Origin of the sequence: uncultured Rossellomorea sp. (genome assembly GCF_947488365.1) — a bacterium.
Taxonomy (GTDB): Bacteria; Bacillota; Bacilli; order Bacillales; family Bacillaceae_B; genus Rossellomorea.
On sequence record NZ_CANKZT010000002.1, the window covers coordinates 749,138 to 773,068 of the forward strand.

At 40.8% G+C, this 23,931-nt stretch carries 21 protein-coding genes, 1 riboswitch and 1 other annotated feature; of the genes, 19 read left to right on the forward strand and 2 right to left on the reverse strand.

What is annotated here, in order from left to right:
• Positions 1–172 precede the first annotated feature (172 nt).
• The 13 genes from selB (at position 173) to metH (ending at position 16,467) form a co-directional block, all read left to right on the forward strand.
• Positions 173–2,059 (forward strand): selenocysteine-specific translation elongation factor, encoded by a 1,887-nt coding sequence (selB, locus tag Q1B03_RS10640; protein ID WP_299741117.1) that lies wholly within the window; start codon positions 173–175, stop codon positions 2,057–2,059.
• A gap of 7 nt (positions 2,060–2,066) precedes the next feature.
• Positions 2,067–2,540 carry an 8-oxo-dGTP diphosphatase gene (locus Q1B03_RS10645; RefSeq protein ID WP_299741119.1) on the forward strand — a complete coding sequence of 158 codons (474 nt, stop codon included), beginning with the start codon at positions 2,067–2,069 and terminating at the stop codon, positions 2,538–2,540.
• Positions 2,541–2,618: 78 nt separating this feature from the next.
• Entirely contained in the window at positions 2,619–3,176 is a 558-nt protein-coding gene (locus Q1B03_RS10650; RefSeq protein ID WP_299741121.1) for a VanZ family protein, read from the forward strand.
• A 150-nt stretch (positions 3,177–3,326) separates the two neighbouring features.
• On the forward strand, positions 3,327–4,541 hold the full coding sequence (gene cls, locus Q1B03_RS10655; RefSeq protein ID WP_299741123.1) for a cardiolipin synthase: 1,215 nt from the start codon (positions 3,327–3,329) through the stop codon (positions 4,539–4,541).
• An 88-nt stretch (positions 4,542–4,629) separates the two neighbouring features.
• Entirely contained in the window at positions 4,630–4,809 is a 180-nt protein-coding gene (locus tag Q1B03_RS10660) for a hypothetical protein (protein WP_299741125.1), read from the forward strand.
• Between the two features lie 256 nt (positions 4,810–5,065).
• Positions 5,066–5,722, forward strand: a complete 657-nt coding sequence (locus Q1B03_RS10665; protein WP_299741127.1) for an HAD hydrolase-like protein — start codon at positions 5,066–5,068, stop codon at positions 5,720–5,722.
• A gap of 13 nt (positions 5,723–5,735) precedes the next feature.
• The gene (locus tag Q1B03_RS10670) at positions 5,736–6,362 is read left to right on the forward strand and encodes an NUDIX domain-containing protein (RefSeq protein ID WP_299741129.1); all 627 of its coding nucleotides are present in this window, start codon (positions 5,736–5,738) and stop codon (positions 6,360–6,362) included.
• Between the two features lie 96 nt (positions 6,363–6,458).
• The gene (locus Q1B03_RS10675) at positions 6,459–7,085 is read left to right on the forward strand and encodes a metal-dependent hydrolase (protein WP_299741130.1); all 627 of its coding nucleotides are present in this window, start codon (positions 6,459–6,461) and stop codon (positions 7,083–7,085) included.
• 65 nt (positions 7,086–7,150) lie between these two features.
• Positions 7,151–7,393, forward strand: a binding site (T-box leader).
• A gap of 58 nt (positions 7,394–7,451) precedes the next feature.
• Positions 7,452–8,450, forward strand: a complete 999-nt coding sequence (locus Q1B03_RS10680) for a tryptophan--tRNA ligase (protein WP_299741131.1) — start codon at positions 7,452–7,454, stop codon at positions 8,448–8,450.
• Positions 8,451–8,670: 220 nt separating this feature from the next.
• A riboswitch (SAM riboswitch) is annotated at positions 8,671–8,780 on the forward strand.
• A gap of 95 nt (positions 8,781–8,875) precedes the next feature.
• Positions 8,876–9,997 carry a methionine biosynthesis PLP-dependent protein gene (locus Q1B03_RS10685; protein ID WP_299741133.1) on the forward strand — a complete coding sequence of 374 codons (1,122 nt, stop codon included), beginning with the start codon at positions 8,876–8,878 and terminating at the stop codon, positions 9,995–9,997.
• A complete protein-coding gene (gene metC / locus Q1B03_RS10690) occupies positions 9,990–11,174 on the forward strand; it encodes a cystathionine beta-lyase (RefSeq protein ID WP_299741135.1) in 1,185 nt (394 codons plus the stop codon). The genes Q1B03_RS10685 and metC overlap by 8 nt, the downstream gene beginning before the upstream one ends.
• Before the next feature lie 15 nt (positions 11,175–11,189).
• Positions 11,190–13,040 (forward strand): bifunctional homocysteine S-methyltransferase/methylenetetrahydrofolate reductase, encoded by a 1,851-nt coding sequence (locus Q1B03_RS10695; RefSeq protein WP_299741137.1) that lies wholly within the window; start codon positions 11,190–11,192, stop codon positions 13,038–13,040.
• Positions 13,021–16,467, forward strand: a complete 3,447-nt coding sequence (gene metH / locus Q1B03_RS10700) for a methionine synthase (protein WP_299741139.1) — start codon at positions 13,021–13,023, stop codon at positions 16,465–16,467. Before Q1B03_RS10695 ends, metH begins: the two co-directional genes overlap by 20 nt.
• 216 nt (positions 16,468–16,683) lie before the next feature.
• On the opposite strand, the gene Q1B03_RS10705 is transcribed toward metH, so the two are convergent.
• Positions 16,684–16,881, reverse strand: a complete 198-nt coding sequence (locus tag Q1B03_RS10705; RefSeq protein ID WP_299741141.1) for a hypothetical protein — start codon at positions 16,879–16,881, stop codon at positions 16,684–16,686.
• Between the two features lie 514 nt (positions 16,882–17,395).
• Here Q1B03_RS10705 and Q1B03_RS10710 point away from each other — a divergent pair.
• From Q1B03_RS10710 to Q1B03_RS10720, 3 genes are all read left to right on the forward strand, one after another.
• Complete coding sequence (locus Q1B03_RS10710; protein WP_299741143.1) at positions 17,396–18,241, forward strand: STAS domain-containing protein; 846 nt, start codon at positions 17,396–17,398, stop codon at positions 18,239–18,241.
• A gap of 236 nt (positions 18,242–18,477) precedes the next feature.
• Entirely contained in the window at positions 18,478–19,458 is a 981-nt protein-coding gene (locus Q1B03_RS10715) for a ring-cleaving dioxygenase (RefSeq protein WP_299741145.1), read from the forward strand.
• 14 nt (positions 19,459–19,472) lie between these two features.
• The gene (locus Q1B03_RS10720) at positions 19,473–20,078 is read left to right on the forward strand and encodes an alpha/beta hydrolase (protein WP_299741147.1); all 606 of its coding nucleotides are present in this window, start codon (positions 19,473–19,475) and stop codon (positions 20,076–20,078) included.
• Between the two features lie 48 nt (positions 20,079–20,126).
• Here Q1B03_RS10720 and Q1B03_RS10725 read toward each other — a convergent pair whose 3' ends face one another.
• Entirely contained in the window at positions 20,127–21,038 is a 912-nt protein-coding gene (locus Q1B03_RS10725) for a hypothetical protein (RefSeq protein ID WP_299741149.1), read from the reverse strand.
• Positions 21,039–21,284: 246 nt separating this feature from the next.
• Between Q1B03_RS10725 and Q1B03_RS10730 the strand changes: the two genes are divergently transcribed.
• From Q1B03_RS10730 to Q1B03_RS10740, 3 genes are all read left to right on the forward strand, one after another.
• Positions 21,285–22,343, forward strand: coding sequence for a bifunctional transcriptional activator/DNA repair enzyme AdaA (locus tag Q1B03_RS10730; RefSeq protein ID WP_299741150.1), 1,059 nt, complete (start codon positions 21,285–21,287; stop codon positions 22,341–22,343).
• Between the two features lie 56 nt (positions 22,344–22,399).
• Positions 22,400–23,107 carry a DNA alkylation repair protein gene (locus tag Q1B03_RS10735; protein ID WP_299741152.1) on the forward strand — a complete coding sequence of 236 codons (708 nt, stop codon included), beginning with the start codon at positions 22,400–22,402 and terminating at the stop codon, positions 23,105–23,107.
• Positions 23,108–23,308: 201 nt separating this feature from the next.
• Complete coding sequence (locus Q1B03_RS10740; RefSeq protein WP_299741154.1) at positions 23,309–23,914, forward strand: YitT family protein; 606 nt, start codon at positions 23,309–23,311, stop codon at positions 23,912–23,914.
• Positions 23,915–23,931: the final 17 nt, after the last annotated feature.

The following is a 23,931-nucleotide window of genomic DNA, read 5'->3' on the forward strand; positions in this document are numbered from 1 at the left end:
AGGTATGTTGATGATTGATATAGCCATAACTTTATTTATATTATTATGGGTATTGAAATCTATTTCAGATGGAGATGTATGGAAGGGAATCCTATTCGCCATTTGTTTTGCCATAATGGCAGGCGTCCTATTTTTCCGCTTCCAAAAGAAAAGGTAAAGGGAAGGTGAGAGGATGGGGAAACAATATTATACGATTGGAATGGCCGGACATATTGATCATGGAAAAACCACTCTCACAAAAGCCCTTACTTCTGTTGATACTGATCGATTAAAGGAGGAAAAGGATCGCAGCATCTCGATTGAACCCGGGTTTGCCCCATTATATAATGATGAAGAAATGGAGATTTCCGTAGTGGATGTTCCTGGTCATGAGCGGTTTATTCGCCAGATGATCGCAGGTGTGGCCGGGATCAATCTCGTTGTGTTAGTGGTAGCTGCAGACGAAGGTGTGATGCCGCAAACGAAGGAACATCTTGATATCCTGTCGTTACTAGGAGTTACTCACGGTATTGTCGTGCTGACGAAAATTTCGAAAGTTGATGAAGAACTACGGGATATGGCTCTTGAAGAAGTGATAGATGAGTTGAAAGGAACGGTATTTGAAAGGGCCAGTGTCTTGGTGGCAGATAGTATTTCAGGAGAGGGTGTCGAAGAGTTAAAACAGAAAATCATTACTACATTAAGAGGCATGGCTTCAAGAAGTATCAGAGGCGATTTTCGTTTACCGATTGATCAAGTTTTTACTTTAAAGGGTCAAGGGACAGTCGTAAGAGGGACCGTTTTTGAAGGAACCTTGGACACTGGAGAGGAAATAATCATATTACCTCAAGGAATACATACAAAAGCGAAACAAATTCAAGCCCATCATAGGAAAGAGAGTCGTGCTTTTGCCGGTCAACGTGCAGCGATAAACCTTTCTGGAGTGGACTACAAAGAATTGAAAAGAGGAAATGTACTCGTCACATCCACTCATCTTACCGTGACCAACACGATTGATGTGTGTCTCGAAGTAATACATGCAGTAAACCATCCTATAAAACAAAGAATGCCTGTTGTGCTCCATGTAGGAACTTCCGAAGTGATGGGGAAGCTCGTATTTTTTGATCGAAATAAAGTGGAGTCGGAAACCGAGCTTATTTTATGCCAGATCCGGCTTGATGAATCGATTGTTGTCAAAAGAGGCGATCGTTTTATACTAAGAAGACCCTCTCCAATGGAAACCATCGGAGGAGGCTGGATTATTCAGCCGAATGGTGGGAAATACAAGTTCGTAGAGGAAACGATGGCCCTTCTTCAGTCTGAACGGCACGGGACGCCTCAGGAAAGAGTTCTAAGGCTACTTGAACAATATAAATGTGTAGATGAAGATTTCATCTTAAGTGAAGCCTCTTTATCGCATAGAGAACTGCATGATTTGCTACAGGGTGATGATCAATGGGTTGTACTTTCAGAATCCAAGATCTCTCATATGAAAATAGTTGAAGAATGTGTGAAATCGATCGAACAGATTCTTCGAGAGTTTCACGAGGAGTTTCCGTTATTGCGAGGGATCAATAGTGGTGAGTTGAAACAAACTTTAAAAAGGTACACAGGAGATTTAGTGGACTATGTGATTGAACAAAAACATTGGAAGCGAAACAGTGGCTTTCTTTGTTTAGAGGGATTCATTCCTCACTTACCTACTGAATGGGAGAAACGATGCAAACAGCTCATTATCTTATTAGAGGCTGATGGGACACACGTAAAAGACATGGAAGAGTATTTTCATCAAGTAGGTATTCCTCAAAAATGGCAGTCTGATTTTTATCACTTTTTTATCCAGGAAAAGAAAATCGTGCAATTGGATAATAAAAAAGCCTATTCTTATCAAGTTTTTATGAAAGCTGTTGAAGGCTTAAAAGAAAAGACCGGCGAAACATTCGATATAGCTGATGCCAAAGCTGCTCTGGGATTATCCAGAAAATATATGATACCGTTTCTAGAAAAGCTGGATAAGGATGGTCTGACTTTAAGGATTCAGGGGCATCGTAAGTGGATTGGAACAAGTATGAAGGAATGAGGAATGAATGAAAGTAGATACAGTGATGTATTCGTTAGTAATGATACAGCGTGGGGACAAAGTGCTGTTATTAAATAGGCCGGAGCGGAAAGATTATCCCGGTTATATTGCCCCGGGAGGTAAAATTGACTTCCCCGAAAGCCCGGCAGCAGGTGCAATCCGAGAGGTAAGAGAAGAGACAGGTTTACAGGTGGAAAAATTAAGGTATAAAGGGTTAGATGAATACGTTGTACCTGGAAAGGGATTTCGATATATCGTGTATAATTACCTTGCCTATGAAACCACAGGTGAGCTCCTTGAAAACCCTCCTGAAGGTGAATTGGTTTGGGTCTTAAAGTCAGCAGCCTTAAATTTACCGATGCAGCCCTTTTTTAAACGAAAATTCCCTTTGTTTTTTGAAGAAGGAACTTTTGAAATCCACACCTCCTGGAATGGAATCGATAAAGAGACTGCTGAGGTGACGATTCGCCAGTTGTCATAATGCTTCTCTTTCAAACATATATCATCGTAAATAAACTAAATCATCGTTGTAGCCTAGAGGAAAGTAGGAAAAGGAATCATGAAAGAATTATGGAGCGCATTTGGTTGGGTTCTTCCAATTATTGTGGTTGTGACGATTTCCCTTATCTTTGCGGTCTCCTTTTGGAAGAAGAGAAAGGGGAAGGGCAGATGGATGAATTTACTGCCTGTTCTGTTTACGTGTATAACGATTGGAGCAATCTGTTTAATCACAATGACCCCATTGACGGGTGGAAATGTTTCAGAGGGATCTGTGAATTTTGATCCATTTTCTAATTTGAAGTTGAATTTAATTTACCGGAATCATTTAGATGTGCCCATTCGAAACTTGATGGCCAATATATTATTGTTCATTCCATTAGCCTTTTTTATTGCTTGGTGGATGAGGCAGTCAAAGCAGATTATTCTGATGGTGACATTTATCGGAGCACTTTTCTCCTTTGGAATAGAGTTTGCTCAATACTATCTTCCATTAGGAAGAGCAACGGATATTGATGATTGGATAATGAATACATTGGGTTCATTTATTGGTGGCCTCCTTTTTGTGTTCGCACGCTTAATCTATAATCTGTTGAGAATCAATAAAAAAATCAACTGAGAGTATTAACGTTATGTTAATGCTCTTTTTTTCGGTAAATTGTAAAATAGGAACAAAAGATGCCTGGAACTTAGATATATTTTGAATGGAAATGTATAGTCCTTCTCCTTAAACAAAAGCTAACACTACATAAAAAGGAGGTGAGTTCTCTTGCTGAAAAAAGGACTTAAAGGAATCCTGATAACGGCTGCATTCATCGTGATTTTGTTTCTCATCATGCACTGGGATGTGAAACAAGGTGTAAAAAACTATGCGAGAACTCACCCAATGACGGAAACCCTTTCTCGTAAAGCTGAAATCAACGTCTATAATACAGGGAAGGACTTATATAAAAAATTGTTTGCGGATATTAAAACAGCAGATGAGCTGGTTTGGATTCATTTTTTCATTATCAGGGATGATCAGATTTCCAACGAGTTTTTTGATTTGCTGATTGAAAAGGCTAAGGAAGGTATAGATGTTCGATTGTCTGTCGACTTCCTTGGTTCAGACATTAAGAAGGAAAGTATAAATAGGATGGGAGAAGGAGGGGTGAAAATTGTCAAAAGCAGGTCTCTATCCCTGAAGAACATTTTCTATTCCCTTCATCATCGGAACCATCGCAGGCTCGTTTCCATTGATCAAAGAATTGCCTATATTGGAGGCTTCAATATGGGGGATGAATATTTAGGGAAAGACCCGAAGCTTGGGTACTGGAGGGACTATCACATACGGTTGGAGGGTGAGGCAGGAAAAGAGGTGGCACAGCAATTTAAAAGGGACTGGGTCGAGGATGGAGCAGAAAGTATGGAGAGCGTGCATCCTACTCGTACTTCAAGTGAAAATGAGGGGAGCAACGTTCATTTCTTGTTTTCTACAGGAGACAGTATTGTAGATAAGACAGTAAACTGGATTAACAGTTCGGAAGAGAGTATCACAATTACAACGCCATACTTTTTACCAAATGGGAAACTGGTATCAGCTTTAAAGAAAGCAGTGAAGCGTGGGGTAAAAGTGAAAATACTCATCCCGGACAATACAGATGCATGGTTTACGAAGCCGCCAAGTTACAGGATAGAGAAAACTTTGTTAGAGAGCGGAGTGGATCTCTATTTATATGAAAAAGGATTTTTCCACGGTAAAGTGCTGGTCATCGATCATAAATGGGCTGATATAGGTACAGCCAATTGGGATCCACGCAGCTTCTACTTAAATGATGAAAGCAACTGCATCATACGCGATGCAAAAGTTGCCGCCGAATTAGAATCACTCATCCATAATGACATTAAGCATAGTAAAAAGCTGACCATGAAGGCTTTTAATGAACTCCCTGCCTGGGAAAAAGCGCTTCGCAAAACGCCTGATTGGATATATTTTTATTTCTAAGAATAAATATTTTTACTGAATAAGAAAATATGGTAAAGTGATTTCATATCTTAAAAAGAATACACCTTACTGAAGAAAGGGATTGTCCATGAGCGAGCTCTTGTTTGTATCTTTGTTCATTCTTTCGTTATTGGCTTTTAAGTTTATTAACGTGTTAAAGAAGAAACATGTGTCAAAGTCTCATAAGTCTGTAGCAGTTAGTATCGTGATCTTTTCTGTTATCGGCATGATGTTGACGGTCCTCTTTTATCTTCCAAATGCATCTTAAAGAAAGCAAGTTATACACCGATTTAAGGACTTAACACACGAGAGAAGCGTTCTTGTGTGTTTTTTTGTTAAAAAAGATTGGTGGTCACAAATTTACAGCTATACTCAGTAAGAAGTTGTTCATCTAAACGTAGCTGCTTTCTTTCGACCGTAGATTTGATATGATTGTAGAAGGTTATTTCATGTAAGCAAGATTGTAATTTAAGCTTAAATCGTCGAACATATAAATGTACGAAGGGCAATAAAGGAGAATATAGATGAAAGCTGCAATGATTTTTGACATGGATGGAACGTTATTTCAAACGGATCGTATTCTTGAAGCTTCACTTCATGATACGTTTCAACGACTAAGAGATGAAGGAACGTGGAAAGAGGATACACCTCTTGAAATATACAGAGAAATTATGGGTGTCCCTCTTTCTGTTGTGTGGAAAACACTTTTACCTCATCATCCCTTACATATACATGGGAAAGTGAATGATCTATTTCATGAAAAACTGATTGAAAATATTCAGAAGGGAAATGGATCTCTCTATCCACATACGGAGGAAATATTAGCTTACTTATCAGGGAGAGGTTTTCCGATCTTTGTGGCAAGCAACGGCTATCCTCATTATTTAAAGACGGTCGTGGAGTACTTTCATTTGGATCAATGGATTTTAGAGTGCTACAGCATTCAGGAAATACATTCAGATGACAAAGGGGAGTTGATTCGAAAAATCAAAGAGGATCATAATCTTACACATGGGATTGTGATTGGTGATAGATTGTCTGACTTCAAAGGAGCAGAGGCAAATCACTTTCTTTCGATAGGTTGTGCTTTTGATTTTTCTCAGGAAAATGAATTGCGTGAAGCGGATATTGTGGTTGAAGATCTCTTGGAGGTTAAAGATTATCTGGAGGAAATGAAATAAAGGAGGGATACGGGTGGAGGAAGAACAACTAGCCGTCTTTGATGAATACGGTAATAGGATTGGAGTAGCAAGTCGTTCCGAGGTTCATTTAAAGGGATATTGGCATGAAACTTTTCACTGTTGGCTTGCGCATTATGATGAGAGTAGTGGAGAGACCTATATTTACTTCCAACTGAGAAGTGATAAGAAAAAGGATTTCCCTGGCTTGCTTGATATTACCGCCGCTGGACATATCTTGTCAGAAGAGAAGATTGAAGACGGCGTAAGAGAAGTTCATGAAGAGCTTGGACTTCTTATTAAGATAGATGAACTGCAATCATTAGGAATTGTAAAAGGAGAATTAGATCAACGGGATATGATCGATCGGGAACTAACTCACGTATTCCTGTATTCCAAGCCGGTTGCATATGACGAGTTTCAACTTCAGTTAGAAGAAGTGTCCGGTATTTTCCGTACGACTCTTCAAGACTTTAAAGCCCTCGTTCAACAAACGAAAGCGGAAATAGAAGTAGAAGGATTTCATATTAATGAAACAGGAAAAACGGACTTCATTAAGCAAAGGGTGAGTTACCATCACTATGTTCCTCATGAAAGGTCCTACCTTCTTGAAATAATTGCGCGCATATCGGCTCATCTTTAGAAATTAATTCGTACTTCCCATAGTCAATATGGATAATAAAGGCTATCATAGTAATCTGGTACATACATAATGAGATACGAAAGTAGGAGGACACACTTGAACGGCACAGCACATATGGCTATTGGAGCAGCAACGGGATTTATTGTGGCGAACTCATTTGGATCTGGTCCTGACATAACCGCCACACTTGTGGCAATAGGCGGGGTATCCGGACTCATGCCTGATATGGATATTGACGGAAAGCTTAGTAACAAGGTTACTTTTTCACCCAAAATGATCAGAGCAGTGGCACAAATCATTGGTTTTTTAATGATGGTGTACAGCTATCTTGAAGGAATTGGGAAAGAACAATGGCTCGGGATTGGATATGGTGCAGGAATGATGATTCTCTCGAGTTTCATTACCCAGAGAAGGATGCTGATGATTACCGGCATCGGTGTGACAGCATGCGGTTGGCAGTTGAATGAAACGTGGTTATGGTTGTTGGGCATTTATATTTTCGTTGCCTCATTCGTTTCACATCGCAGTTATACTCACTCTGTTCTTGGAATTGTATATTATGGCATGATTGCCCATTATCTGGAGTCATCAATAATGATTGATGGAGTTTTTGAAGCGTGTGTAATCGGATATGCAAGTCATCTGATCGCGGATATGAAATTTCTCCCTTTTAATAAGAGAGGCATAAAACTTTTCCTTCCTCTTTCATCTAAAGAAATCTAAAATGTGTTTTCGCCTACTTGACCATTATTTCCTGATACATTAAAATAATGGAAACACTAAAATAGTTAAATGCGATGAGGAAGAAGAGTAGACGAACGAAACATTTCAGAGAGCTGATGGATGGTGAGAATCAGTATGGTGAAATCGTTGAATGGGCTTTTGAGCATCCAGGCTGAAATGAAGTAGGTTATGGCGGAGGGTCTCACCGATAAAAGAGACGATGTATCGAAGGCGACTTCTGTACATATGAGTGCGTTTACTAAAGTGTAAGCGAATGAAGGTGGCACCACGGGTTTCTCGTCCTTTTTTAGGGGATGAGAAGCCCTTTTTGTGTTTGGTTTTATTATTTTAGACGGGGGGATTGTTATGAAAAAACAAGTTCTGACTGGTATCAAACCAACAGGCAGGATTCATTTAGGGAATTATATTGGCGCCATTAAACCGGCATTACGATTGGCAGAGAATCAATCCTACAACACCGCTTATTTTGTTGCGGATTATCATGGGTTAACGAAGATACATGATCAGCATGAAATGAAAGAACTATCTTATGGAGTGGCGGCAGCTTGGTTAGCATTAGGGTTGGATCCTGATCGAGCGATTTTTTACCGTCAATCTGATGTACCTGAGATTTTTGAATTAAGCTGGATCCTCGCTTGCTTTGCACCGAAAGGATTAATGAACCGGGCCCATGCATATAAATCAGTAGTTGAAGATAATCAAAAAAGGGGCAGAGAAGTAGATGCAGGGGTCAACATGGGCTTATTCACCTACCCGATATTGATGGCGGCGGATATCCTTCTATTCCAAACGGAACTGGTTCCTGTCGGTAAAGATCAAATTCAGCATGTCGAAATTGCAAGGGACATTGCAGAAAACTTTAATAAGCAATATGGCGAAACATTTGTTCTTCCCGATTATGTGATACAGGAAGAAACATCTGTTCTACCGGGACTTGATGGACGAAAAATGAGTAAAAGCTATAACAATACCATCCCATTATTTGAAGAATCAAAAAAGCTTCAAAAACTAATCAATAAAATCAAAACAGATTCTTCACCCCCTGAGGAGCCTAAGGATCCTGAATCGTCCGTCATATTTTCGCTTTATAAGGAATTTGCAACATCCGATCAAGTTGAAGAAATGAGAAGGAGATTTCAAGGCGGAATAGGGTGGGGAGAAGCGAAAAAAGAGCTATTCCAAGTCATGAATTCATTTATCGAGGAACCTCGATCCAAATATGAAGAACTAATAGCCAACCCCAAGAGGCTGGATGCCATTTTAAAAGAAGGAGCCGATAAAGCAAGAGAAAAGACGATTCCATTTATGAAAGAAATTAAAAGGAAAATGGGTATCTTTCATTAAATAAAATGAATCGCTCTATTTTTTTGAATTCAGCCATTCATCTGGAGTTGATTGGAGGGAATGTGCGGACCTCTGCAAGAATATAGAAGCAGACGAAAAACGGCTCAAAAAGTTGCGTCACTATGTATGCTTCATTTTCGGATAATTCATAATTCTCATTGACATTTGTTCTTCTTTGTTATAAGTTATGGGAAAGTTATTTTTCACAAAATCATATAGTTTCTTATCAAGAGAGGTAGAGGGACTGGCCCGAAGACACCTCAGCAACCAGCCACAGTTTTAGGTATGGTGCTAATTCCAGCAAGTTGATGTCAACTTGGACGATAAGAGGGAGAACGAACGTACAAAACCTTCTTATTTTCATTAAGAAGGTTTTTTTGTTTTTTCCCTTTTCGTTTACAGGGAAAGAAAAGGAGAGAAGAATATTGAAAAAACATATTGATACTTTGCTTGTCCAGGCGGGAAACCGGAAAGATCCTGCAACGGGTGCTGTGAGCCTACCCATTCATTTATCGACTGCTTATGAACATAAGGGGATTGGGCAATCGACAGGCTATGATTACACAAGAACAGGAAATCCAACCCGCGCAACCTTAGAAGACACCCTCACTCAATTGGAAGAAGGGCACAGAGGGTTTGCCTTCAGCTCGGGGATGGCAGCGATTCAGGCAATCCTTAGCTTATTTTCCAGCGGGGATGAATTGATTGTTTCGAAAGACCTATACGGCGGGAGCTACCGTTTATTCGTACAGTATGAAGCACAATATAGTATCAAATTTCATTTCGTCGATACAAGTGATGCCGGCTCCATAGAAGAACAAATTTCTAAGAGAACAAAGGCCATCTTTCTTGAAACGCCAACCAATCCATTAATGAATGAAGCAAGCATTTCTGAGGTTGCTGGAATCGCAAAGTGTAACGGGTTGCTTTTAATTGTCGATAATACCTTCTACACACCTGTTCTTCAAAAGCCACTCACTGAAGGAGCAGACATAGTTATTCACAGCGCCACGAAATACTTAGGGGGCCATAATGACGTGCTGGCAGGTGTTGTGGTTGTAAACACAGAGGAGCTGGCGGAAAAAATCTGCACCATTCAAAATTCCATCGGCGCGGTTCTCTCACCATTTGATTGTTGGCTTTTATTAAGAGGGATGAAAACCCTTAGTCTCCGAATGGCTCAACATGAAAAAAACGCAAGAAAACTAGCAAAATATCTTGAAGGGCACGAATGTGTAACGGACGTTTTATATCCGGGAAAAGGCGGCATGCTTTCCTTTCGAATCGCAAAGGAAGAATGGGTGGATCCCTTTCTCAAACACTTAAAAGTTATTACGTTTGCTGAAAGTTTAGGAGGGGTTGAAAGCTTTATCACCTACCCCGCAACCCAAACACATGCAGACATTCCCGAAGAAGAAAGAAATAGGTTGGGTATCTGCAACAGGCTCCTGCGGTTCTCTGTAGGAATTGAATTTATTGATGACCTGATTGAAGACCTGGAGAATGTATTTCAACAATTGGAAAAAGAGGTGCTTACGTATGAGTAAAAAACCATTTTCACTTCAGACGTCACTCATTCATTCTCACGGATTTGATAAAGAAACAGGAGCGGTCTCTACACCGTTACATCATGCTACAACCTTTCACCAACAGGATTTTGATCAATATGGAACATATGACTACAGCCGTTCGGGAAATCCGACGAGGGAAACTGTTGAAGAAACGATAGCTGAATTGGAAGGTGGAGTAAGAGGCTTTGCCTTTTCATCAGGGATGGCGGCAATCTCCACAAGCTTTTTATTATTATCGAGTGGCGACCACGTTCTAGTATCAGAAGAAGTGTACGGTGGGACATACAGAATGATTACAGAGGTCCTCACTAAATTTGGGATTGAATATTCATTTGTGAACATGAAGGATCTTCATGAAGTGGCTTGTTCAATTAAACACAATACGAAAGTGATTTATATGGAGACACCTTCCAATCCGCTTCTGAACATCACCGATATTGAAGGAGTCGTGAAGCTTGCCAAGGCGAATGGATGTTTAACGTTTCTGGATAATACCTTCATGACTCCCCTGCTGCAAAGACCGATCAGCTTAGGTGTTGATGTTGTTCTTCACAGTGCCACTAAGTTTCTTGCCGGACATAGTGACGTCTTGGCGGGGCTCGCGGTAACGGGAAATGAAGAGATTGCCAGGAAGCTTGCTTTCTTGCAGAATTCTTTCGGTGCGGTCCTCGGTGTCCAGGATTGCTGGCTGCTCTTAAGAGGGCTGAAAACACTGCATGTACGATTGAAGGAATCATCAGAATCGGCTTATAAGATTGCGAGCTTCTTAGAAAAGAGAAAGGAAGTAGAAGAAGTGTATTATCCAGGCTTGAGCTATCATCCCGGTCGTGAAATTCAAGTCCGACAAGCAGAGGGTCCTGGAGCGGTTCTTTCCTTCCGGTTAAAGGGTGCAGAGGAAGTGAAGCAACTCATACAAAATGTAAACATTCCCGTATTCGCCGTAAGTTTAGGAGCTGTTGAATCAATTCTATCCTATCCATCAAGGATGTCACATGCTTCTATGCCGAAAGCTGAACGGGAAAGGAGAGGGATTACTGATGGTTTATTACGATTATCAGTAGGACTTGAAAACGTGGATGAATTGATTAACGATCTTCAAAAAGGTTTAGATAGTATACAAAAGACCAACCGAAACAACGTTATAAATTTATAAAAAGGAGGGAATGTCATGAAGCCGTTGCTAGAAGCACTGAAAGAGAGAATCTTGATTGCAGATGGGGCCATTGGAACGTTGTTGTATTCATATGGAGTGGACAGATGCTTTGAAGAATTGAATCTTTCCCACCCAAATGAAGTGTTGAAAGTCCATAAGGAGTATATTGATGCAGGAGCAGATATCATTCAGACCAATACGTATGGAGCCAATTATCAAAAGCTTTCCAGATACGGAATGGAGGATTCGGTTAAGGAAATAAATACAGCTGCAGTGCGTCTAGCAAGAAAAGCCGCTGGTGTTAACACCTATATTCTGGGGACCATCGGGGGAATCAGGGGCATTAAACAAAATGTGTCGCTGGAAGAAATCAAAAGAAGCTTTCGGGAACAGCTTTACTGTTTATTATTAGAAGGTGTAGATGGCATCCTGCTTGAGACCTATTATGATTTCGAGGAATTAACCACGGTTTTAAACATTGTCAAACGTGAAACGGACATTCCTGTCATTGCTCAAGTTTCTCTACATGAAACAGGAGTTCTTCAAAATGGAATGGAGATAAAAGACGCACTTCAGCAATTAGAATTATTAGGGGCCGATGTTGTCGGTATCAATTGCCGCATGGGGCCATTTCATATGGTGAACTCATTAGAGGAAGTTCCATTACCTAAAAGGGCATTTCTTTCCGTCTATCCAAACGCCAGTCTGCCAAACTATGAAGAAGGTCGATTCTATTACTCTGCTGAGCCTGATTACTTTGGGGATATAAGCAATGAGTTGCGACTGCAAGGTGCAAGAATCATTGGAGGCTGCTGTGGAACCACACCTGATCACATTCGTTCTGTAGCAAGCAGATTAAAAAGCCGTGAGCCTGTTAAAGAGAAAGTGGTGAAAGCAAAAAAGGTTGTTCAGTTATCATCACCTTCAATCAGGGGAAACTTGCTGCATGAGCATGTAAGAGAAAAGAAAACACTCATTGTTGAACTCGATCCACCTAAACATCTCGACACGAAGCTGTTCTTCCAAGGGGCTGAGGCATTAAAGAAAGCTGGAATTGACGCACTCACGCTTGCTGATAATCCGTTAGCATCTCCTCGTATTAGTAATGACGCCATTGGGAGTCTGGTCAGGTCCAAATTTGATCTTACACCTTTAGTTCACATCACTTGCAGGGACCGTAACCTGATAGGACTTCAATCCCATCTTATGGGATTGCACACGTTGGGCATTCACAATATTTTAGCGATTACGGGTGACCCGGCGAAGATTGGTGACTTTCCTGGGGCAGCATCCGTTTATGATTTATCTTCCCTTGAACTTATTGAACTCATCAAACAAAACAATGAGGGGATATCCTTTTCCGGTAAGTCACTCCGGGAACGTACTCAATTTTCAGTAGGAGCGGCCTTTAATCCAAATTTCCGTCATTTAGACGCTTCTGTAAAAAGGCTTGAAAAGAAAAAGAAAGCCGGAGCTGACTATTTCATTTCTCAACCGATCTTTGGGAAAGAACAGCTGATTCAAGTACATGAAGCTACGAAGCATTTAGATGTTCCGATCTTTATCGGAATCATGCCATTAATCAGTTCGAGAAATGCTGAGTTTCTCCATCATGAAGTACCGGGAATCAATGTTCCAGAAGAAACAAGAAAAAGAATGAAGGAAGCGGGAAGTGATCCTGTAGTTGCAAGAGCAGTTGGAATGGATATTGCAAAAGACTTACTTGATACAGCAATAGATCTTTTTAATGGGATTTATCTTATCACGCCTTTTGTCAGGTACGATATGAGCATTGAACTGATTCATCATATACAAGAGAAAACCAGCACAGAAAGAGAGGTTCCCTATGGCCATCACTTTGTTTGAAGAACAGCTTAGGAAAAAAATACTCGTACTCGATGGAGCAATGGGAACGATGCTTCAACAAGCGAATTTATCCCCAGAGGATTTTGGTGGAGAAGAGCTTGAAGGATGTAATGAAAATCTGGTTTTAACAGCGCCGGAGGTCATCTATCAGATTCACCTGGAATATTTGAAAGCAGGGGCTGATGTGATTGAAACGAATACGTTTGGGGCAACCCCCATTGTGTTGGACGAATATGATATAGGATCTAAAGCATACGAAATCAATAAAGTAGCAGCTGAAATCGCCAAAAAAGCAGTAGAAGATGTCTCAACTTCCGAGTGGCCCAGGTTTGTTGCAGGATCTCTCGGTCCCACTACCAAAACCTTATCTGTTACAGGAGGGGTAAGCTTCGATGACTTAGTAGACAACTACCGGGTTCAAGCAGAAGGTCTTCTCGATGGAGGAGTCGATGTCCTGTTACTTGAAACGAGTCAGGATGCGTTAAATGTAAAAGCAGCAAACCTCGGAATTCGAACTGCTTTTGAATCAAGAGGGAAAGTGATCCCCATTTTGTTATCCGGAACCATTGAGCCTATGGGCACTACACTCGCCGGCCAGAACATCGAAGCATTTTATTTATCCCTTGAACATTTAAACCCTTTGGTAGTTGGTCTAAACTGCGCAACAGGACCTGAATTTATGCGTGACCATATCCGTTCCTTATCAAGCTTAGCCACTACCTATGTAAGCTGTTATCCGAATGCAGGACTTCCTGATGAAGAAGGAAATTACAATGAGACGGCTGATTCACTCAGTATAAAGATGAAAGGTTTTGCTGAGAAAGGCTGGGTGAATCTTGTTGGAGGGTGCTGTGGAACGACACCGGAGCATATTCGTGCCCTTTCAAATGTGGTAAAGGGATTACCTCCTCGTAAACCCAATGAGTCTCACCCTCATGCGGTGTCGGGAATTGAAGCGTTCGTCTATGAGGATGCAGACAGAAGACCGATTCTGGTCGGAGAGCGGACGAATGTCATCGGTTCACGTAAATTTAAACGATTGATTGCAGAAAATAAGATAGAAGAAGCGTCAGAGATTGCGAGAGCACAAGTGAAAAATGGAGCTCAGGTGATCGATATCTGCCTTGCAGATCCCGATCGTGAAGAAGTAGATGATATGAATGTATTTATCCAGGAGGTTGTGAAAAAAGTAAAAGTTCCACTTGTCATTGATTCAACGGATGAGAAAGTGCTAGAGACCGCTTTAAAATATTCTCAAGGGAAAGTAATCATTAACTCGATTAATCTTGAAGACGGAGAGGAGCGGTTTGAGAAGATTACAAAGCTGATGAAGGAATACGGAGCGGCGGTTGTAGTAGGGACGATTGATGAAAAAGGAATGGGTGTATCAGTCGCACGTAAGGTAGACATTGCCCTTCGTTCACATAAACTGTTAACAGAGAAATATGGGGTTGCCTCAGAAGACATCATCTTTGACCCTCTCGTATTCCCTGTGGGAACAGGGGATCAGCAATATATCGGTTCAGCCAATGCCACCGTTGAAGGGATAAGACGGATTAAGGAAGCCTTACCTGAATGCCCTCATATCTTAGGGGTTAGTAATGTTTCTTTTGGACTGCCTCCTGTCGGAAGAGAAGTCCTCAATGCTGTGTATCTTTATCACTGTACAAAAGCGGGCCTTGATTATGCCATAGTCAATACGGAAAAACTAGAGCGCTTTGCCTCTATTCCTGAAGAAGAAGTTCGAATGGCGGAGAAACTCTTATTTGAAACGACGGATGAAACCCTGGCTGAATTTACAGCATTTTATAGAGGGAAAAAGAAAGAAGTAAAGGTACCCGTCAATACTATGAATCTAGAGGAGAGACTGGCTCATTATGTGGTGGAAGGGACGAAGGAGGGACTGATTGCCGATTTAAATATCGCCTTGGAGAAATATGATGCTCCCCTGGATATCATCAATGGCCCCCTTATGGCCGGAATGAGTGAAGTCGGAAGATTATTTAATGATAACCAGCTGATTGTAGCGGAGGTATTACAGAGTGCCGAAGTCATGAAAGCATCCGTTGCTCATTTGGAACCACATATGGAACAAACGGAAAGTTCATCTTCGAAAGGCAAAGTGATCTTAGCTACGGTTAAGGGGGATGTTCATGATATCGGTAAGAATCTCGTTGATATTATTCTCAGTAATAATGGATATAAAGTGATTGATTTAGGCATTAAAGTGACCCCTCAGGAACTGATAGAAGTTATACGGGAAGAAAAGCCGGATATCGTAGGTTTGTCCGGGCTCCTTGTGAAGTCTGCCCAACAAATGGTCATTACTGCTCAAGATTTAAAACAGTCTGATATTTCAGTTCCTCTTGTAGTAGGTGGTGCGGCACTCACCCGAAAATTCACTACGAATAAAATTGGCCGGGAATACGATGGGCTGGTTCTTTATGCGAAGGATGCAATGGATGGACTTGGCATCATGAATAAGATTCAAAATGAAGAAACAAGATTGCAGTTGGAAGAAGAGTGTCGCGATAAGTTAAGTAAGGTCGTTTCGAATGAAGATTCACCGAATCGAAATACAGCTTCTGTTGCGGTGAAAGTACGTTCAACAGTTGCAAAAGATGTAAAGGTTCATGTCCCTTCTGACTTGATTCCACATACCATAAAAGAATTTTCACTTGATCAAATTCATCCCTACATTAATCAGCAAATGCTGCTTGGGCATCATCTGGGGATTAAAGGGAAAATTTCAAGATTACTGGAAGAGGGAGACGAGCGGACGGTCGGTCTAAAAGCAGTAACAGATGAATTGTTCCAAAAAGCAAATAGGGAAGGGATGATTCAGGCAGCTGCAAGATATCAATTTTTCCCTGCTCAATCAGATGGAGAAGATGTTGTTATTTATCACCCGGATGATTCTTCCACAGAAATAGAACGATTTCATTTTCCAAGACAAGCAGGAAATCAGCATTTATGTTTAGCAGATTACTTGCGGCCGGTAGAAAGTGGAGAAATGGATTATGTCGGTTTCTTTGCGGTAACGGCCGGTGTGAAAATCAGGCAGTGGGCAAGTGAGATGAAGGAAGATGGCCGATTCCTTGAAAGTCACGCCCTGCAGGCTCTTGCCTTAGAAACAGCAGAAGGACTGGCTGAAAGAGTGCATGAAATGATGAGAAGCAGGTGGGGGTTCCCTGATCCCGTTGATTTTACGATGCAGGACCGGTTCCGGACTCTCTATCAAGGACAGCGTTTTTCATTTGGTTATCCCGCCTGTCCCGAACTTGAGGATCAGAAAAAGCTGTTTAAGCTAATTCAACCTGAAAGAATTGGAATCCATTTAACAGACGGATGTATGATGGAACCAGAAGCATCGGTAACAGCGATGGTCTTCGCTCACCCTGAAGCAAGGTATTTTAATGTATTATAAAATTCATATTAAAAAGGCAACTTCCAAAGTGGAGTTGCCTTATTTACTTATGGCGATAAGTTCAAAAGTCTATTCTTATTAAGCTGCTGGTAAGATCGGCAAGGACCCACTGTTTCAAAATAAAAATGGAATTTTTTGGTGATGAAAGAACTTAAAGTTAAAGGTTAGGGGATGAAGGACAATCGGCTTGTAGAGTAATAAAGGGGAAACACAGAGTTAGAAAGAGTGATCTTCTGTTTTAACACTTTGATTACTAAACTTCGTTTCGAGTATTTCCAGTATTCTTTCTTCTGAGAATCCTGTAATCATCGTCAGATTGACTAAACTGGGTTTGATTCCTATAGTCTCACAGAAATGATAGGCACTTTGGATAGCAAGTGATTCAATACACCTTCTTGTCAAATTGTTTTTCATTCTCTCATCAGCTCCCAACTATTTTGACAAATGACTAAGTAGTAGGATTACGACATCATATTAAGATTTGTGGTTGGTTTCTAGTAGGAGATTCATATACATCGAAATAGTATATCGAGACATACCTGCTGTCTGTTTCTCAGTTAATACCCCCATTATACACTTTATATTGTGAATTGTAGAGTTGATTTTACAAAATAATGTAATGTTTTTAGAATATACTCATAATTGATCTGGATTTTTATTAAATTTGAATAGTGTAGTAAATGGTATTACTTGGGGCCGGACCTGGAATGCTCACAGATAAGTGTGTCTGAATGGAAATTTGGTATGAATGTGATATAGAATGAGGGATAGTATAAGAAAATGTCGAGAATTACAGTGAATTGATCAACTTGAACCTGTACGAAAAGTCAAATTTTTTATACGAAGTTACATGAGAAAAGAGTATGATTTCCCAACTACTCATTGCGTCAGACAGGGAAGAAGAATAATATCATAGGAGGAATCATACATGCACAGAAATCGGGAACTACATACATTTTTATTAAGTAAGGCTCGTCAATTAACGGAAGATTGGTATAACTCCCTGGATAAAAACACAACAAGTGGTGTTTATTCTTCCTCAGATCCCAAGGTGATAGAAACTTTAAAAAAACAAAACTTTGAGTTTCACGGCATTCTTTGTAGTGTGTTTGCTGAGGATAAAGAAACGTTTAACCAGAGGATCGATGAATGGGTCTTGACCATTGCAGAGGACAAAGAACATCTAGAAACGCCAAATCACTATATTCTTAAAGAATTCATGAGGGTTAGACATCAATACCTGGAATTCTTGAAAGAATATGCGGAAACTCATATGGAAGAAAACATATTCGAACAATTCAGCCGTTGGAATCAAGTAATCATTGAAGCATTTGACCGGGCTATGTTGCGATTTGTTGAGCTGCAAACGAAAGTGGTGGAAGAGCAGATTCAATCCCAGCAGGAAGTGATCAATGAATTAAGTTCACCTGTCATATCCTTAAATGGACATACAGCACTTTTACCCCTTGTTGGTAATATCGATCCTTCACGAGCGGAATTAATATTAGAGAATGCGTTAGAACAATGTGTTAACAAGGAAGTTTCTCAATTGTTCATCGACTTATCTGGAGTTGTATTAATAGATACGATGGTTGCCCATCAAATCTTTCAGCTAATAGATGCACTTCAGTTGATCGGTGTTAAGCCGATTCTATCTGGGCTACGCCCAGAGATAGCACAAACAGCCGTTCAGCTTGGAGTGAATTTTGAAAACCTTACGATTACCTCAACTCTGTCACAGGCTCTGACCATTAAGAATAATGAAGTCGTATAATTGAATAGAATGAAAAGCATTCGTACAAGGTGTACGGATGCTTTTTTTTGGTGGATTTCCTTCGAATAGTGACAAGGTTTACGAAAAACAGGCTTATTGAAACAGCGTACACAAGAAAAGAGAATAGAAAAAGCAATAGCTAACACTTTGAAATAAAATATCTTGAATTAAAGATAATTTTTGTGTATGATGTAGATAGTAAGTAAGCAAGCATATCACAAAGGAGTGAATCTGCTATGAACTTAAAACCACTTAAAGGGCAGCATCACGTTTCTGCGATTACAGCAAATGCAAAGAAAAATTACGAATTCTATACAAAAATACTAGGGCTTCGACTCGTGAAAAAATCGATCAACCAAGACGATACATCCGTCTACCATCTTTTCTATGCAGATGAAAGAGGAAATCCAGGGACGGACCTGACATTTTTCGAAATTCCACATGCGGGGCATACGTATAAAGGGACGAATAGTATTTCATTAACGGCACTGCGAGTGAACACGGATGAGTCTCTTGCTTTTTGGCAAAACCGCTTTGAAGAGAAAGGTGTCGAGCATGACGGGATTTCTCACAATAGTGGGAGGGCAACACTGAGCTTCCGTGATTTTGAAGGACAGCGTCTCATGCTTGTGTCAGATGAAAAGAACGAAGGAGTTCCTGGCGGCAAGCCTTGGGACAAGAGCCCTGTACCAGTTGAGCATGGCATTGTAGGCCTGGGTCCTGTTACGCTGACGGTCGCCCGTGGGGAAAACACGGCAATGGTATTGAGAGACGTATTAGGTTTTAGAGAAACAAGGACTTTTCCTTCAGATGTAGATGGACAACCCGATATCCGCGTGTTTGAAACAGGGGATGGCGGTACTGGTGGAGAGGTATATATAGAAGAACGGAGCGATATTCCGCAAGAAAGACCGGGAAGAGGAAGTGTTCACCACGTCGCTTTCCGTGTTGAAGATGAAAATGAATTGCGAAAGTGGGTAGAGTGGATCACTCAAAACCGCCTGCCGAATTCAGGCTTTGTTGAAAGATACTATTTCCGTTCCCTCTACTTCCGTGAACCAAATGGCATTCTTTTCGAGCTGGCTACAGACGGACCTGGCTTTGAGACCGATGAAGATTTTGATACTTTAGGTGAAAATTTATCACTTCCACCATATTTTGAAGCACAAAGAGATTCCATAGAAGCTAAATTAAAACCCTTAGATACAAAAGAATAAAGGAGGAAGGCAGCATGAAACATCTTTTTAAACAAGGAAATAAAGACTTACCCATACTTCTACTCCTTCATGGAACAGGTGGAGATGAGCGGGACCTATTACCGCTGGCTGAGATGATTGAGCCCGATGCTACGGTATTAAGCGTAAAAGGGAATGTGGATGAAAATGGAATGGCCCGCTTCTTTGCCCGCTTACGGGAAGGAGTGTTTGATGAAGAGGATTTAGTATTCCGAACGAAGGAATTAAATGAATTCATCGACGAGAGCGCTAATAACTATGGATTCGATCGTCACAATATCGTTGCGTTAGGCTACTCCAATGGAGCGAATATCGCGGCTAGTTTAATGTATCATTACAAGCATGCATTAAAAGGTGGAATCCTGTTTCATGCCATGGTTCCAAGACGAAATGTCGAGCTTCCCGATTTAAGTGATGTTAATGTATTCATTGGGGCTGGTAAGCGAGATCCACTCATTCCCCTACAAGAGACAAAAGAACTTGTGAAAAATCTTCAAGATGCCGGAACACAGGTGAAAGAGTTCTGGACTGAAGGCGGTCACGAGCTTCGTCGTGACGAAGTAGATGAAGCAAAAAGATGGTTTGAAGACAACTTTAAATAATTTTTAGAATCCGGAAGGGAAGTCTTCCGGATTCTTTATTATTAATTATCATTCTACCCTACCATAGGTCTTTAAAATCCGTAGCATACCAAGGGTCAATATTCCTCTCCATTCCTTTTCAGCAACTGGCCATGTCTCGTCAAATTGACCGAACCAGGACCAACTGGGATGCCAATAACCTTTCTGGTGTTGTGCTTCAATTTCGACATTCAATTGCATATGTACCTCCGCTTTTAACGCTTCATAAAACGGGGAAGCAGGATGACTGGCTATCTGCAATGGTTTGGCTACATATTCATTCCAGCGTGATGGATCGGTACAAACCGTCTTTCGTACGGAAGAAGAAAGAATTCTATAGAGATTGGATTCCGTTTCTTCTTTCACCTCAAAAAGGAGTCGTTGATAACAGAGAAAATCATGCATTTCTATCGGATGTGGAAGATTCTTTAATTCTGTGACCGCTCTTTCAGTCCACTCTTGTAAGCGTGGATGTTCTGGGTGGAATAAGTGGAAATAACCTACTATTTCAGCGTTAGGGTTCGCCCAAGTCGTTTGAACGCGGCAATATCCCTTATCAGAATCAAAATGCCACCAGGGAGCGTGGGGAATAGAATTAACCTCTTCAGGCACAGCATGCCAGCCGTTGATTTGCTCATCGTATGTGTCATGTAGATAGCTCATCGCTTTTTGAACGATAGGATGGCTGGCTGAAAGCTTTAAGTCTTTGGCAACCTGTAATCCAACGGTTGTTGCCATTGGAGATGAACTATCCAAGCGGAAATCTGGCTCTAAAGAGCGGCCGAATCCTCCGTCAGCATTTTGGAAACGAGATAATTCTATGATTGCTTCCTCTTTACTTCCTTCTTCAAAAAAATAGCTGAATATCTTTTGATCAATTGGTCTTGCATGGGTTTTGATATAGGTAGCTGCAATATTCCATTGTTGTGTTGTCAGTTTCATAAGGGATTCTCCTTTATAGTAATTTAGGTTGAATGATAAATATTCGCTACTTTAATACTTTATCTATTGGGTTATAGAATCCCTGCTTGTTACAATATTTTGTTGGAATACATAGGCCCGTCCCTCAGTATTCGTAGAGATGAATGGAACTTCAATAATTCTAAAAAAACGATGCCTGATTTTCGGCGGCAGCGTTTTTTGATTGGAGCTATAATAAGACTAGGATGATAAAATGGAGGAATGAGGATGATTTCAGTCGAATTACAAAGGGAGTATTATCAAGCTTTAATTGAAAAAAGAACGGAATATGATGGGGTTTTTTATGTAGGGGTTAAAACGACAGGTGTATTTTGCCGCCCGACTTGTCCTGCAAGAAAACCTAAATTTGAGAACTGTGAATTCTATGAAACAGCTCAACAAGCCCTTCTGGCGTCGTTTCGACCTTGTAAAAGATGCCAACCGTTAACGTACCCAAATAGTATTTCGGATGTCGTGAAAAAGCTGGTAGAGGCTGTTGAATCAAATCCTGAAAAACGTTGGAAGGATAAGGATTTTCAGGAGCTATCCATTGATGCATCAACTGCTCGGCGTCAATTTAAGAAGCGGTTCGGTATGACCTTTGTGGAATATGCCAGAGCCCGCAGGATGGGGCTTGCCATGAAGCACATCAGGTCAGGGTCGATGGTCATGGATGCTCAACTTACAACGGGATATGAATCAAGCAGTGGATTTAGAGATGCTTTTTCGAGAATTATGGGAACAGCACCCGCTATGTCACATCAACATCAAATACTTAAAGCAGCTTGGGTTGATACGAAACTTGGACCGATGATTGGAATTTCCGACGAAGAGGCACTTTACCTGTTGGAGTTTGTTGACCGACGCGGTCTAGAAAAAGAAGTGGAAAGAATGCGGGAGAAAACAAAGGCAGCAATCATTCCCGGTACTACAGAGCCACTTCGTTCCATTGAAAAGGAATTAAATGCCTATTTTGAAGGCGCTTTATCGATCTTCCAAACCCCTTTGAAAATCACCGGAACGCCTTTTCAAGAAAACGTTTGGAGAGAATTGCAAAGGATACCTTGTGGACAAACCAGATCCTATACTGAAATCGCTGAAAATATTTGCAGCCCAGCAGCTGTTCGAGCAGTTGCAAGGGCCAATGGGTGTAATCAGCTTGCCATCATCATTCCTTGTCATCGAGTGATCAGAACAAATGGAGATCTTGCCGGCTATGCAGGAGGTCTTACCCGGAAAAAATGGTTGATCGAACATGAAAGGAAGGTGAATGAAGGAAAGAAGTAATTATTCATGTATAGGAAGAAACAAGTGAACAATTAATGTTGAAGAGGTGGTTAAACATGAATTTTGATGAAGTGATGGCAGCACTTGAAGAAATGGGGAACGAGCAGACCAAGAATACATATTTACGTCATGGCGCACATGAACCATTATTCGGAGTGAAAATTGGTGACTTAAAAAAACTGGTTAAACATGTGAAAAATGATCAAGGGCTTGTACTAAGCCTGTACGAATCGGGCAACTTCGATGCCATGTACCTGGCGGGGCTATCTGTAAATCCCAAAAATATGAATAAGGAAATGCTACAGGATTGGGTCGATAAAGCAGATTGGTATATGCTGGCTGAATACACTGTCGCTAATGTAACGGCGGAGAGCGCCTACGCTATTGAATTAGCAAACGAGTGGATCAAATCGGAATATGAAATGGTGGCAACGGCTGGTTGGAGTGCCTATGCAGGGTATATTAGTATAACCTCAGATCAAGAAATCAATATAGACGAAATCAAACAGTATCTGAAACATATTGAAAATACGATTCATGAAGAGAGAAATAGAGTACGTTACGTAATGAATGGATTTGTCATTTCTGTTGGAGCACATGTAGCTCCTTTGTTAGATGAGGCAAAACAAGTGGCGAAAAAAATTGGGAGGGTACATGTCGATGTTGGAGATACAGCATGTAAAGTACCGGTAGCTACAAGCTACATAAAGAAGATAGAAGATAAAGGCAGGGTCGGTGTGAAAAGGAAGACATGCATTTGTTAAATGAAAGATAAAGTGGGTTGGAAAAGATTTAATTGTCCGAGTTAATAGTACTAAACCATTGCTTTACCTGAAAATATGCCTGTAATTTGTGAAGGATATTAAGTGGTCCATCTATCCATTTTCATTTCTCTGTTGCACAGGGGGTAAAGAGCTACTAGACTATGAAATAGAGTCCTATACAGAATCGGGAGCAATGTACATATGAATGTTGTAAGAAAAGGTACTATTTTAGGTGTAGCAGCAAGCATTCAAGGATTGGCCATGTCGGTTTTTTTGTTTCCTCACTTCATTCCCTCAGGTGGGGCCGCAAGTGTAAGTGTACTACTAAACTATTTGATGAATGTTCCATTTGCCATTACGCTGTGGGCATTAAATGCAGGTTTATTATTAGCGGCAGTTAAATGGTTAGGAAAAGAAAATACCATATGGACCATGTATTGTGTGACAGTCACATCGGGTGTGGTGAATCTCACATCGTCCTTAATCACGAGTACAGTTTCAATTGTTTTCTTTGATCTCCTCATTGGCAGCATCCTTTTCGGAATAGGAATAGGCATCCTTTTCAGAATGGGAGCATCCTCAGGTGGGATGGATATTTTAGCCCTAATCATTTCAAAGCTTAGAGGATACACCCCTGGAAAAACACTGTTTGTCATTAATGGTAATCTGTTACTTCTGACAGGAATCGTGGTAGATTTGAAAATCATCCTATTTGCTATTGCCTGCCAATTCATCGGAACAAGAATCTTGGATGTCATTTGTCAGCTTGAACTCAAACGAAACTTCACCAGCATCGAAGATCATTAAAAGGAAGGTCCGTCCCT